The 16196-nt window shown below is 66.7% G+C and carries 13 protein-coding genes; 7 read left to right on the top strand and 6 right to left on the bottom strand.

Annotation, left to right across the window (positions count from 1 at the left end; genetic code table 11):
• Positions 1-277 precede the first annotated feature (277 nt).
• Complete coding sequence (locus AC5P8C_RS17285; protein ID WP_014645643.1) at positions 278-880, bottom strand: response regulator transcription factor; 603 nt, start codon at positions 878-880, stop codon at positions 278-280.
• Positions 877-2100 (bottom strand): sensor histidine kinase, encoded by a 1224-nt coding sequence (locus tag AC5P8C_RS17280; protein ID WP_049454358.1) that lies wholly within the window; start codon positions 2098-2100, stop codon positions 877-879. Before AC5P8C_RS17280 ends, AC5P8C_RS17285 begins: the two co-directional genes overlap by 4 nt.
• A 327-nt stretch (positions 2101-2427) precedes the next feature.
• Between AC5P8C_RS17280 and AC5P8C_RS17275 the strand changes: the two genes are divergently transcribed.
• The 4 genes from AC5P8C_RS17275 to AC5P8C_RS17260 all read left to right on the top strand — a co-directional run bounded on the left by AC5P8C_RS17275 (position 2428) and on the right by AC5P8C_RS17260 (position 6974).
• Entirely contained in the window at positions 2428-3681 is a 1254-nt protein-coding gene (locus AC5P8C_RS17275) for an efflux RND transporter periplasmic adaptor subunit (protein ID WP_019661816.1), read from the top strand.
• Positions 3682-3783: 102 nt separating this feature from the next.
• Complete coding sequence (locus tag AC5P8C_RS17270; protein WP_019661817.1) at positions 3784-4473, top strand: ABC transporter ATP-binding protein; 690 nt, start codon at positions 3784-3786, stop codon at positions 4471-4473.
• Positions 4474-4487: 14 nt separating this feature from the next.
• The gene (locus AC5P8C_RS17265) at positions 4488-5645 is read left to right on the top strand and encodes an ABC transporter permease (RefSeq protein WP_019661818.1); all 1158 of its coding nucleotides are present in this window, start codon (positions 4488-4490) and stop codon (positions 5643-5645) included.
• A 12-nt stretch (positions 5646-5657) separates the two neighbouring features.
• Positions 5658-6974, top strand: coding sequence for an ABC transporter permease (locus AC5P8C_RS17260; RefSeq protein WP_019661819.1), 1317 nt, complete (start codon positions 5658-5660; stop codon positions 6972-6974).
• A 94-nt stretch (positions 6975-7068) separates the two neighbouring features.
• On the opposite strand, the gene AC5P8C_RS17255 is transcribed toward AC5P8C_RS17260, so the two are convergent.
• Entirely contained in the window at positions 7069-7347 is a 279-nt protein-coding gene (locus AC5P8C_RS17255) for a YrhB domain-containing protein (RefSeq protein ID WP_019661820.1), read from the bottom strand.
• 358 nt (positions 7348-7705) lie between these two features.
• On the opposite strand from AC5P8C_RS17255, the gene AC5P8C_RS17250 reads away from it, so the two are divergent.
• A complete protein-coding gene (locus AC5P8C_RS17250) occupies positions 7706-10531 on the top strand; it encodes a TonB-dependent receptor plug domain-containing protein (RefSeq protein ID WP_019661821.1) in 2826 nt (941 codons plus the stop codon).
• A gap of 116 nt (positions 10532-10647) precedes the next feature.
• On the opposite strand, the gene rarD is transcribed toward AC5P8C_RS17250, so the two are convergent.
• Complete coding sequence (gene rarD, locus AC5P8C_RS17245) at positions 10648-11544, bottom strand: EamA family transporter RarD (RefSeq protein ID WP_019661822.1); 897 nt, start codon at positions 11542-11544, stop codon at positions 10648-10650.
• A complete protein-coding gene (yedA, locus tag AC5P8C_RS17240; RefSeq protein ID WP_019661823.1) occupies positions 11541-12446 on the bottom strand; it encodes a drug/metabolite exporter YedA in 906 nt (301 codons plus the stop codon). Before yedA ends, rarD begins: the two co-directional genes overlap by 4 nt.
• A gap of 223 nt (positions 12447-12669) precedes the next feature.
• Between yedA and AC5P8C_RS17235 the strand changes: the two genes are divergently transcribed.
• Positions 12670-14004, top strand: a complete 1335-nt coding sequence (locus AC5P8C_RS17235; RefSeq protein ID WP_495219146.1) for an MFS transporter — start codon at positions 12670-12672, stop codon at positions 14002-14004.
• A 31-nt stretch (positions 14005-14035) separates the two neighbouring features.
• On the top strand, positions 14036-14371 hold the full coding sequence (locus tag AC5P8C_RS17230) for a hypothetical protein (protein WP_495219145.1): 336 nt from the start codon (positions 14036-14038) through the stop codon (positions 14369-14371).
• A gap of 170 nt (positions 14372-14541) precedes the next feature.
• On the opposite strand, the gene AC5P8C_RS17225 is transcribed toward AC5P8C_RS17230, so the two are convergent.
• Positions 14542-16194, bottom strand: a complete 1653-nt coding sequence (locus AC5P8C_RS17225; RefSeq protein WP_495219170.1) for a M28 family metallopeptidase — start codon at positions 16192-16194, stop codon at positions 14542-14544.
• Positions 16195-16196: the final 2 nt, after the last annotated feature.

The raw sequence follows: 16196 nt of genomic DNA, 5'->3' as shown, positions 1-16196 counted from the left end.
GGGGAATCAGGGGCGCAGAGGCGCTGGTGTCTGAGCGCAGCGAGTTCGGCGCCGTCCCCTGATTCGCCGAGAAGCGCAGGGAATCGTCGCGTAGCGACGGCTCGCGCTCTGGCAGCGTGTTTCTTTGGTTACTTTCTTGATGGCCCACATCCATGTGCGCCACCCTACGGGCCGGCTACGCCGTTCCACGCTGCTCCTGCAGCGTGGTGCACGAGCAAAGAAAGTGACACCCACCCGCGGTCGCGGAAACGACATCACCGGGAACAGCAGGACGCCCTTACAACCACCCCTTCTGCCGCGCCAGCCGGTACGCCTCGATCCGGTTGGCCACGCCCAGCTTGCCGATGCACTCGGACAGGTAATTGCGCACCGTACCGTGCGACAACCCCAGCTGCTCGGCGATCTCGCTGGCCGTGCGGCCCTCGCCCGCCAGCCGCAGCACGCGGCGCTCGCGGTCGGTCAGCGGATCGGCCTGCGACCACGCATCCAGCGCCAGCTGCGGGTCGATCGCACGGATGCCCTGTTTCACCTTGCGCAGTGCATCGGCCAGGTTCTCGGCCGGTGCGTCCTTCAGCAGGTAGCCCAGCACGCCCGCCTCCAGCGCGCGGCGCAGGAAACCGGCGCGGGCGAAGGTGGTCACGATCACCACCTTGATCGGCAGCTCATGGCGGGCGATGCGCTGCGCCAGCTCGAGCCCGGACAGGCCCGGCATCTCGATGTCGGTGACCAGGATGTCAGGCTGCAGCTGCTGCAGCATGCGCCACGCGGTTTCGCCGTCGGCGGCGCTGCCCAGCACCTCGATATCCGGTTCCAGGCCCAGCAGCGCCGACAGTGCGCCGCGCACCATCGCCTGGTCCTCGGCCAGCAGGATGCGGATCATGCGGCACCGTCCTGCACCAGCGACGACGGCGTGCCTGGCGGCAACGGTGTGGTCGCGGCGGCCAGTGGCACGCGCACAGTCAGCAGCGTGCCCTCGCCCTTTGCGGACTGAACCTGAAGGTTGCCCCCCAGGGCGGCCACGCGTTCGCGCATGCCGCTCAGCCCGTTGCCCTCGGCCTGCACGCCGCCACGACCATCATCGCGGATCTGCATCGCCAGCATGCGTCCTTCCAGCATGAATTCCACCCGTGCCTGTGTCGCCTGTGCATGGCGCACGATGTTGGTCGCGGCCTCGCGCAGCACCAGCGCCAGACCGCGTTCGACATCCACCGGCATCGCCGGTGGTGGTGCGTATTGAAGGTGGACCTGCTGGCACTCCAGCAGCAGCCGCGCCGACGCCAGCTCACCGGCCAGGTCACTGGCGCGGATACCGGTGACCGCGCTGCGCACCTGCGCCAGCGCTTCGCGGGCAATGTCCTCGGCTTCGCCGATTTCCTGCCGCGCCCGGGCGTCGCCACGATCGTGCAGCTTGCGGGCCAGTTCCAGCTTCAACGTGATCAACGACAGGGTGTGGCCGAGCAGGTCGTGCAGGTCGCGGCCGATGCGTTCGCGCTCGGCGGTGGCTGCGAGCCGCCGCACCTCGTCCTGCGACAGCTGCAGTGCCGCATCCTTCTGCTGGTTGAGTGCCTCCACGTTCACGACCAGCCCGACGATATAGGACACGGCGGGGATCCAGACCAGGCTCTGCCACGGGTACTGGAACAGCAGTGCGAGGCCGCAGAACAGGAGGTTCAGGCCAGTGAGCTGCAGCAGGTACTGCCACCAGCCGCCGCGTCCGCTCACCCGCAGCAGCACGCAGCCGAACACGAAGTAGGTCAACCCGGACGGGTACCACGGCAGCAGCACCAGCGACATCCCGATCAGGCCCAGGGCATAGCGCGGCGCGTGATGGCGTGGCGCCACCATCACCTTGGCGTACAGCAGCAGGAACACCGGATAGCTGGCCAATGTAAGCAGCAGCCAGCGCAAGGTGAAGCCATGGCCGAGCAAGGGCGTCAGGAAGATCCACACCGACCACAGCAGGTGGATCGCCTCGCTCCAGGGTGATTTTCCCCGGCGCAGCGTCTCGGCCACCGCCGAGTCCGGCGCGGGGCGCAGCAGGGAGGCAAGCCAGGTGGACGGCACAGGCGGTTCCAGGCGGGGATGATCGCCGCCGATCATGCCAGTTCGGCTGGCTGCGCGCAGGCGCCACCGCCGGCAAGGTGGCACCGGCGCAACCCGCCGCAGATCACGGTACGCTTGGCGGTACCGCTGCAGCGGGCCAGCGATGGGGTGGTCGGATCCATGAGCGGTACCGGCAGCGGGGACGTTGCCATCCTGTGCCGCCGCGGTCACATTTCGCAGTTGCCGCCGTCAGTGTCATCGGGTGACAGCTGTCACTGCCGTCATCGCTGTGCCTGCCTTCATGCTGTGCCGCACGCTCCACCGCCGGAACCGCCGCCGTCCGCGCTTCCGGCCACACCCGCCCGAACGCCTGTGATGGAACGAATGAACGCTTCTGCCGAGCTGTTGAAGGAACTCCGTATCGACCGCAAGTCGCCGCCGCCCGCCTCCGGTGGTGGCAGCAACGGCGGTGGTCGCCGTTGGTTGTGGATCGCGACCATCGTGGTCGTGCTGCTGATCGCCGCTGCCGTGGCGTTCCTGTTCGGCCGTGCGCCGGCCGTGGAGGTGGAAACCGCGCCGGCCGTGGCCATCCAGCAGGGTAGCGCCAGCAGTTCGGTGCTCGACGCCAGTGGCTACGTGGTCGCCCGGCGCATGGCCACGGTCTCGGCCAAGATCACCGGCAAGGTGCGCGAGGTGATGATCGAAGAAGGCATGCGGGTCGAGGCCGGCCAGGTGATGGCCACGCTGGACCCGATCGATGCCGATGCGCAGCGCAGCCTGTATGCCTCGCAGCTGCAGGCCGCACGCAGCCAGGTGGCCGGGCTGGAGGCGCAGCAGAAGCAGGCCGCCGCCGAAGCCAGCCGCCTGCAGGCACTGGTCGGCCAGCAGCTGGTGTCACGTTCGCAGTACGACCAGGCCGTGGCCCAGCGCGACAGCCTGCGTGCGCAGCTGGAAACGGCTCAGCGCAACGTCAAGGTCGCCCACGACCAGTTGGCGATTGCCGACCTGGGTGTGGACAACAACATCGTGCGCGCGCCCTTCTCCGGCGTGGTCACCGCCAAGGCCGCGCAGCCCGGTGAGATCGTCTCGCCGCTGTCGGCCGGTGGTGGCTTCACCCGTACCGGCATCGGCACCATCGTGGACATGGACTCGCTGGAGATCGAAGTCGAGGTCGGCGAGGCCTTCATCGGCCGCGTGCAGCCGAAAATGCCGGTGGAAGCCACGCTCAACGCCTACCCCGAATGGAAGATTCCCGGCGAGGTGATCGCCATCATCCCCACCGCCGACCGCGGCAAGGCCACGGTGAAGGTGCGCGTGGCGCTGAAGGTGAAGGACCCGCGCATCGTGCCGGAAATGGGCGTGCGGGTCAGCTTCCTGGAACAGGCACAGCCGCAGGCCACAACCAAACCGCAGGGCGTGCGCGTACCGGCTGGCGCCGTGGTCCAGCGCGAGGGCGCCCCGGTGGCCTTCGTACTGGGTGACGAGAACCGCGTGCAGCAGCGCACGGTCGAGGCCGGACAGGCGATGGGCAAGGACCGCCAGATCCTCAAGGGCGTGAGCGCCGGTGAATCGGTGGTGGTGAACCCGCCGGACACCCTGCGCGATGGCGCCAAGGTGCAACAGAAACAAGCGCAGTAACGGCCTGGCGCCCATGGGCGCCGCCGGCAACACCGCTCGACGCACGCCTGCGGTCACCGCAGGTGCGCTTCCCCGTTTCCCGCCTTCCGTGGAGAACCACCCATGTCGACCCTGGTTTCACTGCGCAACATCACCAAGACCTACCAGCGTGGCCCCGAGAAAGTGCAGGTGCTGCACGGCATCGACCTGGACATCGCCCGCGGCGATTTCGTCGCACTGATGGGCCCGTCCGGCTCGGGCAAGACCACCCTGCTCAACCTGATCGGCGGCCTGGACAACCCCAGCGGCGGCGAGATCAGCATCGAAGGCGAGCGCATCGACCAGATGAGCGGCGGCCAGCTGTCGACCTGGCGCAGCCACCACGTCGGCTTCGTGTTCCAGTTCTACAACCTGATGCCGATGCTGACCGCGCAGAAGAACGTGGAGCTGCCGCTGCTGCTGACCCATCTCAATGCCGCGCAGCGCCGCCGCAATGCCGAGATCGCGCTGACCCTGGTCGGCCTGGCTGACCGCCGCAGCCATCGCCCCAATGAACTGTCCGGCGGCCAGCAGCAGCGCGTGGCGATCGCGCGGGCGATCGTCTCCGACCCGACCTTCCTGATCTGCGACGAACCCACCGGCGACCTCGACCGCCAGTCGGCCGAGGAGATCCTCGGCCTGCTGCAGCAGCTCAACCGCGAACACGGCAAGACCATCATCATGGTCACCCATGACCCGAAGGCCGCCGAGTACGCCACGCACACGGTGCACCTGGACAAAGGCGAGCTGGCCGACGCGCCGCTGGCCCACTGACGGAGGCCACGGCGATGAAATACTTCTCGTTGGTGTGGGCGCAGCTGTTCCGCAGCCGTACCCGCACGTTGCTGACCCTGCTCTCCGTGGTGGCCGCGTTCCTGCTGTTCGGGATGCTCGATTCGGTGCGCGTGGCATTCACCTCCGGCGGCAGCGTGGAAGGCGCCAACCGCCTGGTGGTCGCATCGCGGCTGTCGATCACCCAGTCGCTGCCGATCCGCCTGGAAACCCAGGTCCGCCAGGTGGCCGGCGTGCGCGACGTGGCCTACGGCATGTGGTTCGGCGGCATCTACCAGGACCCGAAGAACTTCTTCCCGAACTTCTCGGTGTCCCCCAACTACTTCGATGTCTACCGCGAGCTGCAGATCGACCCGGCACAGCTGGAGGACTGGAAGCAGACCCGTACCGGCGCCATCGTCGGCGAAACCCTGGCCAAGCAGTTCGGCTGGAAGATCGGCGACACCATCCCGCTGCAGGCCACGATCTTCCCGCGTGGCGGCAGCAACGACTGGCCGCTGGTGCTCAAGGGCATCTACCGTTCCAAGGACCGTGCGCTGGCCGCCAACGAAGAACGCCAGTTGATGATGAACTGGAAGTACTTCGATGAATCCAACGACTACATCAAGAACCAGGTGAGCTGGTACACGGTGACGCTGGACAACCCGGACCACTCTTCGCGGGTGGCGCAGGCGATCGACGCGATCTCGGCCAACTCCGACCACGAGACCAAGACCCAGACCGAATCGGCGTTCCAGCAGGCCTTCGTCAAGCAATTCGCGGATATCGGCATGATCGTCACCTCGATCATGGGTGCGGTGTTCTTCACCCTGCTGCTGTTGACCGGCAACACCATGGCGCAGGCGGTGCGCGAGCGCGTGCCGGAGCTGGCCACGCTGAAGACACTCGGCTTCAAGGACGGCACCGTGCTGACCCTGGTGATGGTGGAGTCGGTGCTGCTGATCGGCCTGGGCGGCCTGATCGGCATGGGCCTGGCCGCCCTGATCCTGCCGGCGATCGGCCCGAAGAGCATGGGCATGCTGCCGCCGCACGTGCCGACGCCAACCTGGCTGATGGGGCTGGGCCTGATCGTGGTGATCGGCATCATCGTGGGGCTGCTGCCCGCGCTGCGTGCCAAGCGCCTGAAAATCGTCGATGCACTGGCCGGCCGCTGAGGAGGATTGCAGATGAACAAGCTCAAGAAGTTGCTGGGCAACGGCATAACCGTGCTGCTGCTTGCGATCGGCCTGGTGCTGTGGATCAGCCTGCCGTGGATCGGCGTGCTGACCGTGGCCGTGCTGGTGGCGCTGTGGCTGCTGCTGACCCGCGGCGGACGGCTGGCGTTGGCCGCCACCCGCATCGGCGTGGCCAGCCTGCCGCAACGCTGGGGCGCATCGTCGGTGATCGTGGTCGGCATTGCCGGCGTGGTCGGCGTGCTGGTGGCGATGCTGGCGATGGGCGAAGGCTTCCAGGCCACGCTCAACAACACCGGCGATGACACCACCGCCATCGTGCTGCGCGGTGGCTCGCAGGCCGAGACCAACTCGGTGATCACCCGCGAGCAGGTACCGATGCTGTCCACCCTGCCCGGCATCAGCCGCGATGCGCAGGGCCGGCCATTGCTGTCACCGGAACTGTCGCAGGTGGTCAACCTGGTGTCCAAGTCCGACGGCACCGACGTCAACGCGCAGTTCCGCGGCGTCGGTCCGCAGGCCTGGGCCGTGCATGACAAGGTCAAGATCATCGAAGGCCGCAGGTTCGCAACCGGCCTGCGCGAGATCGTGGTCGGCCAGGGTGCCAAGGGCCAGTTCCGCGACATGGACGTGGGCAGGACGCTGACCCTGGGCAACCAGACCTGGACCGTGGTGGGTGTGTTCGCCACCGGCGATGCGCACGATTCGGAGCTGTGGACCGACGCCGATACACTGGCGACCACCTACCAGCGCAGCGCCTGGCAGTCGATCAGCGTGCGTACCGAGGGCAAGGCCGGCTTCGAGCAGTTCAAGGCAGCAGTCGCCGCCGACCCACGCCTGAAGCTTGACGTGGAAACCACCCGTGTCTACTACAGCAAGCAGGGCGGTGGGCTGACCAAGCTGATCGACATCCTCGGCAAGGTGATCGGCACGATCATGGCGGTGGGTGCAGTGTTCGGCGCACTCAACACCATGTATGCGGCAGTGGCCACCCGTGCGCGCGAGATCGCCACCATGCGCGCGATCGGTTTCCGCGGCCTGCCGGTGGTGACGGCGGTGATGCTGGAAACCATGCTGCTGGCGCTGCTGGGTGGCCTGCTCGGCTGTGCGGTGGCGTGGCTGCTGTTCAACGGCTACAGCGTGTCCACCATCGGCAGCAACTTCAGCGCAGTGGTGTTCAAGTTCCATGTATCGCCGGAACTGCTGTGGACCGGACTGAAATGGGCGCTGGGCATCGGCCTGGTCGGCGGCCTGTTCCCGGCGCTGCGCGCGGCACGTTTGCCGATCACCACGGCGCTGCGCGAAACCTGAGCATCACGCAGCGGCATTTCGCGCATCCTGCAGGGACGGAGCGAAGGCTCCGTCCCTTTCAGGTTGCCGAACTCAGACATCCGCCGCCGCAGCATCAAACGGCGGGGCCGCGCGCGGCCAGATGCTGGCGAAGGACTTCCTCGGGCGGATACGCCGTGCCCAGAGCGTGCTGCTCGCCTGTGTGCCGGTCGACGAAGATCGGCCCATTGCCGGCCAATGCATCCGAGATTTCGCCGGATTGCAGGTAGCGCAGCGACTGGAAGCAGAACAGCCAGCCTTCGACCACTTCGTGCTCATGCGTGATGGCAACCGGCTCATCGTCGCTGGCAAGTGCAGCCTCCACGCGACGGCGTGCTTCTTCAAGCTGGATCATTCCTTCATCTCCTGCCTTCGATGACGAGGCGAAGAGCATTTCATGCGGGCAGATGCATCACAACGACTGCGCGCCTGCATACAAGCGCGTACTGCGACGCGTTGTCGCAACTACTCAAGCGTGCCAGCTTCGTGCCGCTATCGATGCCTCTGCCCATCGCAAACGCAGCGCGCGTGACGCCGCGCACAGCGCATCTGTGGATTGTTGGTTGCGATTCATGTTCACGCACGTTCCGCAGCATCGCGACAAACAGTTGCGAATGAAAACACTCTAGAATCCGGCCCCCCACGTTGGTTTGCAGCACCCCACGCGTCCACAGAATGGACGCTTGTTTTTTCTGAAACACGAGATTTCACGGATGTCCCTGAAGACCACCCCGCTGCGCAACGCGATCATCATCGCGCTGGCCGCCAGCTGCACTACCCCCGCCTTCGCACAGGATGCGGGCGACAACACCACCAACCTCGACCGCATCGAAATCACCGGCTCGCGCATCCGCCAGGCCAGTGTCGAAACCGCTCAGCCGGTGGTCGCGCTCAACCGCGCGGAGATCGAGAAGAAGGGCTACGTCAACGTCGCCGACATCCTGCAGGATGTGACCGCTGCCGGCTCGCCAAGCATGAGCCGCGCGTCGTCGCTGACCTCATCGCGCGATTTCGGCGGAATGTATGTCAGCCTGCGCAACCTGGGCCCCGAGCGCAGCCTGGTGCTGATCGACGGCCGCCGCATGGGCGTCAGCGCCGGCGGCTACTCCGACCTGGCCTCCATCCCCTCGGCCATCGTGGAGCGCGTTGAAGTGCTGACCGATGGCGCATCGGCGTTGTACGGCTCCGATGCCATCGCCGGTGTGGTCAACATCATCACCCGCAAGAACTTCGATGGTGGCGAAGCCAGCGTCTACGTCGGCCAGTACGGTGAAGGCGATGGGCAGAAGCGCTCCTACAGTGCCACTTTCGGCAAGACCTTCGACCGCGGTTGGTTCAGCGTTGGCGCCGAGCGCACCAAGGAAGACGAAGTGATGGGCGGCGCGCGCGAGTTCAGCCGCTACGTCAACGGTCCGCGCCATCCGAACGATGGCCTCAACGGCACCACGCCGTGGGGCAGCGTCACCGTCGGCGGCAAGCCGCTGACCGTCGGTCCGGGCGGCGACCCGACCAGCGCCGGCAACTTCCACGCGCCGAACCCGGCCGATGGTGCCAACACCAAGACCAACATGAGCCTGCTGACCGGCCTGGAGCGCACCTCGGTGTTCGCCAACGGCGGCTTCTCGATCACCGATGACCTGCGCATCGTTGCCGATGCCATGTACAGCAAGCGCGAATCGACCAAGCACCTGGCTGGCTACCCGTACTCGGTCACCGCCACGCAGGCGCGCAACGGCAGCCGCGCCGCCCTGTCCAAGGACAGCGCATTCAACCTGTGGGGCCAGGACGTGCTGTTCTCGCATCGCACCGAAGAGATGCTGCGCGGCACCGAGAACACCCTGGAAACCAAGCGCGGCAGCCTGGGCCTGGAAGGCAGCTTCGAAACCGGCTCGCGCTACTGGGACTGGAACGTCAGCTACACCTACAACCGCAATGAAGGCGAGCGCGTCGGCACCGGCAGCATGTACCAGCCGAACGTCAACCTGGCCGTCGGCCCGTCCTTCATCGAGAACGGCGTGGCCTACTGCGGTACCCGCGATGCGGTGATCGCCGGCTGCGTGCCGTGGAACCCGGCCGCGCCGATGGGCTACACCGGCCCGGGCTCGCTGAGCAACCAGGACGTGCAGGACTACCTGTTCGCCCGCTACGTGGACAAGAGCCAGACCACCACCAAGGTGGCCAGCGCCAACATCTCCGGTTCGCTGTTCTCGCTGCCGGCCGGCGACATCATGGCTGCGATGGGCTTCGAGCACCGCACCGAAGAAGCACGCTACACCCCGGACCTGATGGTGCAGAACGGCCAGATCGCCGGCACCAGCGGCAAGCCGACCCAGGGTGACTACTCGCTCAACGAGGTCTACCTGGAAATGCAGGTGCCGCTGCTGGCCGACATGGCCTTCGCCCGCGAGCTTTCGCTGGACGTTGCCGGTCGCTACTCGGACTACAACAATTTCGGTTCCACCACCAACAGCAAGTTCGGCGTGAAGTGGAAGCCGATCGACAGCCTGCTGGTGCGCGCCACCTACGGCACCGGCTTCCGTGCGCCGACCGTGGACGACCTGTACGGCGGCACTGTCAGCAGCCGTGACTCGTTCACCGACCCGTGCGATACCTCGTTCGGCACTGCCGCCACCAGCGCCGCCGTTGCCGCACGCTGCAAGGCCCTGAAGGTGCCGGCCAACTTCCGCCAGCTCAACAGCGACGGCAGCGTGGCCAGCAAGCCGGGCCAGCAGGCCACCACCGATTTCAACTCCGGTTCCAACCCGAACCTGAAGCCTGAAACCGCCAAGACCTGGACCGTGGGCCTGGTCTACAGCCCCGACTTCGTGCAGGGCCTGGACGTCAGCCTGGACTGGTGGAAGATCCGCATCGACAACGCCATCGTTGGCGAGTCGGCCACCAACATCCTGGAACAGTGCTACGTGCAGGGCTCGGACGCCGCCTGCGGCCGCTTCACTCGTGGCAGCAACGGCCAGGTCAACGCACTGGACCGTTCGCTGGTCAACGCCGGCTACCGCGAAACCGCCGGCTATGACATCAGCGCGCGCTACCGCCTGCCGGAAACCGCGTTCGGCAAGTTCGCAGTTACCTGGAACACCACCTACACCGACTATCTGGAGCAGCGCAACGACAACGCCGCGACCACGCCGGTGGAACAGCTGACCAGCTGGGGTGGCAACTTCCGTGTGCGCTCTACCCTCAACCTGGACTGGCAGTACGGCAACCTGGGCATCGGCTGGACTGCACGCTACTACTCCAGCATGAAGGAGAAGTGCTCCTACATGGACGAGTGCAACATGCCGGGCTTCAGCTCGGCCTACACCGATGCCTCGCCGACCAACAAGGTGGGTTCGAACACCTTCCACGACCTGCAGGTGCGTTACGCCCTGCCGTGGGACGGCACCGTCTCGCTGGGCCTGAACAACGTGTTCGACCACCAGGGTCCGATCATGTACAGCCAGCCCAACAGCAGCTTCGTCTACTACGGCGGCTTCGACATCGGTCGTTTCATGTACATGAAGTACCAGCAGCGCTTCTGAGCCTGCACCCGCGTTCCCGCCACCGCCATCTCTCTCCTGGCGGTGGATGGAAGCAGGGCGGCGCCCCCCGGGGCGCCGCTCTTTTTTTCATGCGTGCCAGTCGATCCGGCCCGGTGCTACCGCTTGGCGCGCATCGTGCGGATGTTGTCGCCGACGAACAGGATCAGGCCGGCCCAGATCGCGGCAAAGCCAATCGCCTTGCCGGCGTCGAAGGCTTCGTGGAAGAAGAACACGCCCAGCAGCAGCTGCAGGCTCGGCGCGATGTACTGCAGGATGCCGACCAGTGACAACGGAATGCGCTTCACGCCGTAGGCAAAGCCAATCAACGGTACCGCCGTCACCACACCGCCGAAGATCAGCAGCAGGTCGTTGCGCCAGCCCCAGCCGTGGAAGAACGCGCCACCATGACCATTTTCGGCCCAGATCGCGAAGCCCAGCGCCGGCAGGAACAGGTACATGCTCTCCACGCCAAGGCCCGCCACCGGGTCGACCGAAACCAGCTTGCGCAGCAGGCCGTACAGGCCGAACGAACAGGCCAGGCCCAGCGCGATCCATGGTGGTGTGCCGGCATCGATGGTCAGCCAGGCCACGCCCACTGCCGCCATCGCCACCGCCACCCATTGCAGGCGGCGCAGCCGCTCCTTCAGCACCAGCACGCCCAGCAGCACGTTCACCAGCGGGTTGATGAAATAGCCCAGGCTGGTCTCGATCACATGGCCGGCGTTGACCGCCCAGATGTACAGGCCCCAGTTGAAGGCGATGGTCAGGCTCGAGACCAGCAGAATCGGCAGCGCGCGCGGCTGCGCAGCGATCTTCCGCCACCAGCCCAGGCGTGCGCTGAGCAGCAGCCAGCCCAGCACCAGCACGGTGCTCCAGATGATGCGGTGGGCGATGATCTGGAACGATGGCACCTCATTGAGCAGGTGCCAGTACACCGGCACCAGACCCCAGATGACGAAGGTGGAAGCCGTGACCAGCAGGCCACGGCGCTGTTCTTTCTCGTCCATGCTCATTTCTTGCGCGTCCTTGCCATCGTCAGTACCACCACACCCAGGAGAATCACCGCCATCGCCAGCAGGTCGCGCCAGCCGAAGCGCTCACCGTTGAGCAGCGCGCCCAGCAGCACCGCAATGACCGGATTGACGTATGCATAGCTGCCAGCCAGCGCCGGGCGCACGTTCTGCAGCAGCCACACGTAGGCGGTGAACGCGACGATGGAGCCGAACACGCACAGGTAGGCCATCGCCAGCAGGCCACCGGTATCGGGCAGCGTGGTCGGGCGCTCGCCGACCGCCAGGCCGATCAGCACCAGCAGCACACCGCCACAGATCATCTGCCCGGCGGCGGTCATGAACGGGCCCGGCAGGTCCAGTCCGCGTGCCCACACCGAGCCGAATGCCCAGCCGACCGGCGCGATCAGCAGCAGCACCAGCCCGGTCGGCGAGGCGGTCAGGCTGCTGCCTGCGTTGAGCCAGACCACGCCGAGGAAGCCGATGGCGATGCCCAGCCACTCACCGCGGCTGGCGTGCTGGCCGCGCAGCGCCGAGAACAGCGCCATCCACAGCGGCACCGAGGCCACCGCAGTGGCTGCCAGTCCCGAGGACACCTCGCGCTCGGCCAGCACCACCATGCCGTTGCCCAGCACCAGCATGGTCACGCCCATGATGCCCAGGTTGCGCCACTGCCGCAGGGTCGGGTTCGGCATCTTCCAGAACAGGCGCAAGGCCAGGAACATCAGGCCACCGGCAATGATGAACCGGCTGCCGGACACCATCGTCAGCGGCAGCGCGCCGCCGTGCAGGGCCTTGGCGATGCCCAGGTAGGTCGAGCCCCAGACCACGTAGACCAGCAGCAATGCCAGCGCAACAAGGCCACCCCGGGGGGCAGCCGCAGACGAAGAGGGGGGAGCCGACATGACACACCAGGGAGCCGGGGGAAGGCGGATTCTAGGACGTTTTGAGTATGGTCCGGGACCCCATACGGTGGCACGCTGTCATCCATCCATGCACCCTGCTCTGGTCTGCTACCCCGTGTTGACGGCCCATGCAGTACCAAGAGGGCTGTCCGGCCGCGCCGCCCCAAGGCCGGGCGCCGTTTTCCCTGCGCACGGACGCGCCGCATCGAGGATTCCCACCCAGATGAGCACCACGTCCCATCCTGCCGTACCCGCGAACGACCGTGCCGCCCTGCGGCGTTCGATCTCCAACACCCTCAAAGGCTCCGCCGGCAACCTGGTGGAGTGGTACGACGTCTACGTGTACTCGGTGTTCGCCGTGTACTTCGAATCGCAGTTCTTCTCGCCGGACGACAAGAACTCCACCCTGTACGTGTGGGCGATCTTCGCCGCGACCTTCCTGATGCGCCCGATTGGTGCCTGGTTCTTCGGCCGCTTCGCCGACCGCCATGGCCGTCGCCTGGCGCTGACGGTCTCGGTCACGCTGATGGCACTGTGTTCGTTCCTCATCGCCATCACCCCCACCGCCGCCAGCATCGGCATCTGGGCCGCCGTGATCCTGCTGTTCGCGCGCCTGCTGCAGGGCTTCGCCACCGGTGGCGAGTACGGCGCCAGCGCCACCTACATGTCCGAGGCGGCCATTCCCGGCCGCCGCGGCTTCCTGTCCTCCTTCCACTACGTCACCCTGGTCGGCGGCCATGTGCTGGCCCAGCTGACCCTGCTGCTGATGCTGACCTTCTGGGGCAAGCCGGAGATCTCCGAGTGGGGCTGGCGCATCGCATTCGGCATCGGCGGCATCGCCGCGGTGGTGGTGTTCTGGCTGCGCCGTGGCATGGACGAGTCGCTGTCGGAGTCGTCCATCGAGGCCGCGCGCGAGGGCAAGGCACAGAAATCCGGTTCGATGTACGAACTGTTCGTGCACCAGTGGCGGCCGCTGCTGCTGTGCTTCCTGATCACCGCCGGTGGCACCGTGGCCTTCTACACCTACTCGGTGAACGGCCCGAAGATGATCCAGAGCGCCTTCGCCGGCAACGATCCGATGACCGGCACCCTGATCAACCTGGGCGTGCTGGCGTTCCTGATGGTGCTGCAGCCGGTCGGCGGCTGGCTGTCGGACATCATCGGCCGCAAGACCCTACTGGTGTTCTTCGGCGTGGGCGGTGTGCTGTACAGCTGGTACCTGATCACCCAGCTGCCGCACCAGCATGACGCCACCCTGGCCTTCCTGACCCTGGCCATGGCCTTCGTCATCCTCACCGGCTACACCTCGATCAACGCGGTGGTGAAGGCCGAGCTGTTCCCCACCCACGTGCGTGCACTGGGCGTGGGCCTGGGTTACGCGCTGGCCAACTCGCTGTTCGGTGGCACCGCCCCGCTGCTGTACCAGGGCGCGCTGAAGACCGGCCATGTCGACTGGTTCGCTATCTACGTAACCGCCACGATCGCGGTATCGTTGGTGGTCTATGTGTTCTTCCTTACCAACAAGGGCCCAAACTGGCTCGACGGCACCCGCAAGTAAGCGCGTTGCCGTAATTGCGGCCACCGGTGCAATGCCGGTGGCCGCTGCGTCTCCCGCCACGCCACTGATGTGGATCGCGGCGACGCTGGCCGCAGCCACGGCACTGGCCTGGCTGCTGCGCCGCCCCAACGCGCAGGCCGCGTGGCCACGCATCGGATTCGGGATCGCCCTGCTGGTGTTCTGCGGCGCGCTGGCGCTGCAGCTGGCGGTGGACCTGGGCAGCGGCCACAGCTCGCTGCAGCTGCGCCTGCATCGCGGCATCAACGCAGGATCACCGGTTGGCCTGCGTACGATGGTGGCGTGCTATCTGGCAGCGCTCGCCACCGGCGGCTGGGGCGCGTGGAAGCTGTTGCGCCGGCGCAGGTAGTGCCGGCCGCTGATCGGCAATCGGCAATCGGCAATCGGCAATCGGTAGAGTCGACTGTTAGTCGACTGCTCTCTCTGTCGGCACCGAAAAACCCGCGCTGCGCGCGATAGTCGACTATCAGTCGACTCTACCCGCGGCGGAATGACATGACACCCCGCCGATTCCGATCCTCAGCGGCGGGCGGCTTCGCTCTTGTCGCGTGCGCTGCGGAACTCCGATTCCTTTTCCCACGTCGGCCAGCGGCGGCTGTTGGCCAGCTCGGCACCCAGGTCGTAGACCAGCAGGGTATCGGCGGCGTGGCCGCTCGGATCCCAGCTCGGGGTCCAGGCATCGCAGGCCTGGTGGTAGCAGTCGGCGAAGTACTTCTCGCGCAGCGCGCGGCCGGCTTCAACCCCACCGTCCAGCTTGTCCAGGCCCGGGCCGATGGTGATCGCCGGCACGCCCAGGCGGGCGAAGGCGAAGTGGTCGGCGCGGTAGAAGAAGCCGGCTTCCAGGTTCGGATCCGGGCTGTAGCTGCGGCCGCGGGCCTTGGCCACGCGTTCCAGGTCGCCTTCCAGCGACACCCGGCCCTTGCCCCACGAGGCGATGTCGCGGGTCGGGCCATCCGGGCTGAACATTTCGATGTTCAGCACCGCGGCGGTCTTGTCCAGCGGCGCCAGCGGATGCGCGGCGTAGTAGCTGGCGCCCAGCAGGCCCTTCTCTTCGGCGGTCAGTGCTACGAAGTACAGCGTGCGCTGAGGCTGCGGGCCAGCGGCGAACACGCGGCCCAGTTCCAGCACCGTGGCCACGCCGGTGGCATTGTCGATCGCACCACGGCGGATGCGGTCACCCTTGGCGTCGGGCTGGCCGATACCGAACGCATCCCAGTGCGCGGAGAAGATCACCGCCTCGTCGGCATGCTCGCCACCGGGCAGCTTGGCCACCACGTTGCGGGTGACTACCTGTTCGCGCTTGAGCGCGAAGTCCACGCTCAGCTTGGCGTTGTCCAGCGCCACCGGGCGAAAGTCGGCACGCATCGCCTTGCGCTTCTCCGCATCGAAATCGAGGCCGGCGTCGGCGAAGATCGCCTCGGCCAGCTCGCGCTGCATCCAGCCGCGCAGCGGCGTGTGCTGCGCCATCGCCTCGGCCTGGCTGCGTTCGATGTCGAACAGCGGCGAGGTACCCGAGCTCTTCACCGTGGCCCAGCCATAGGCGGCCGGCGCGGTCTCGTGCACGATCAGCACGCCCTCGGCGCCACGGCGTGCGGCTTCCTCGAACTTGTAGGTCCAGCGGCCGTAGTAGGTCACTGCCTTGCCGTCGAACGCGCCCGGCGCATCGGCTTCGAAATCGGCGTCGTTGATCAGCACCACGGCGATCTTGCCGTGCAGGTCCACGTCCTTGTAGTCGTTCCAGTGGCGTTCCGGCGCATCAATGCCGTAACCGACGAACACCAACGGTGCATTCTTGATCTGCACGCGCTTGCGCGGCTGCAGGCTCTGCAGGGTTACGTCCACGCCATTGGCCAGCGCACGCTTGCCCTGCTTCAGCGACAGGCTGGCCTTGGCCGCGCCTTCCAGCTGCGCGCGCACCAGCGGCACCGGCTGCACCCAGCTGCCGTCCACGCCGCCCGGCTGCAGGCCATAGCTGCGGAACTGCTCGATCAGGTACTGCACCGTGCGCTCTTCGCCCTCGGTGGCCGGTGCGCGGCCCTCGAACTCATCCGACGCCAGCACGCGCACGTGCCGCGACAGTGCCTGCGGATCGATGCCGCCACCGGGAAGGTCATTGGCCGCATGGGCCAGGCCACCGACGAACAGGCAGGACGACAGCAGCAACACGCGCATCG

It is taken from the genome of Stenotrophomonas sp. YJH_SMC_46, assembly GCF_059370315.1.
Note: the sequence above shows the minus strand (reverse complement) of the source record. Positions and strands in the feature narration are given on the sequence as shown.

Excerpts from the sequence above, each read along its gene's own strand:
- AC5P8C_RS17270 (WP_019661817.1), top strand. The coding sequence starts at position 3,784 with ATGTCGACCCTGGTTTCACTGCGCAACATCACCAAGACCTACCAGCGT.
- AC5P8C_RS17230 (WP_495219145.1), top strand. The coding sequence starts at position 14,036 with ATGCCGGTGGCCGCTGCGTCTCCCGCCACGCCACTGATGTGGATCGCG.
- AC5P8C_RS17265 (WP_019661818.1), top strand. The coding sequence starts at position 4,488 with ATGAAATACTTCTCGTTGGTGTGGGCGCAGCTGTTCCGCAGCCGTACC.
- AC5P8C_RS17260 (WP_019661819.1), top strand. The coding sequence starts at position 5,658 with ATGAACAAGCTCAAGAAGTTGCTGGGCAACGGCATAACCGTGCTGCTG.
- AC5P8C_RS17235 (WP_495219146.1), top strand. The coding sequence starts at position 12,670 with ATGAGCACCACGTCCCATCCTGCCGTACCCGCGAACGACCGTGCCGCC.
- AC5P8C_RS17250 (WP_019661821.1), top strand. The coding sequence starts at position 7,706 with ATGTCCCTGAAGACCACCCCGCTGCGCAACGCGATCATCATCGCGCTG.
- AC5P8C_RS17255 (WP_019661820.1), bottom strand. The coding sequence starts at position 7,347 with ATGATCCAGCTTGAAGAAGCACGCCGTCGCGTGGAGGCTGCACTTGCC.
- AC5P8C_RS17225 (WP_495219170.1), bottom strand. The coding sequence starts at position 16,194 with ATGCGCGTGTTGCTGCTGTCGTCCTGCCTGTTCGTCGGTGGCCTGGCC.
- yedA (WP_019661823.1), bottom strand. The coding sequence starts at position 12,446 with ATGTCGGCTCCCCCCTCTTCGTCTGCGGCTGCCCCCCGGGGTGGCCTT.
- rarD (WP_019661822.1), bottom strand. The coding sequence starts at position 11,544 with ATGAGCATGGACGAGAAAGAACAGCGCCGTGGCCTGCTGGTCACGGCT.
- AC5P8C_RS17285 (WP_014645643.1), bottom strand. The coding sequence starts at position 880 with ATGATCCGCATCCTGCTGGCCGAGGACCAGGCGATGGTGCGCGGCGCA.
- AC5P8C_RS17275 (WP_019661816.1), top strand. The coding sequence starts at position 2,428 with ATGAACGCTTCTGCCGAGCTGTTGAAGGAACTCCGTATCGACCGCAAG.
- AC5P8C_RS17280 (WP_049454358.1), bottom strand. The coding sequence starts at position 2,100 with ATGATCGGCGGCGATCATCCCCGCCTGGAACCGCCTGTGCCGTCCACC.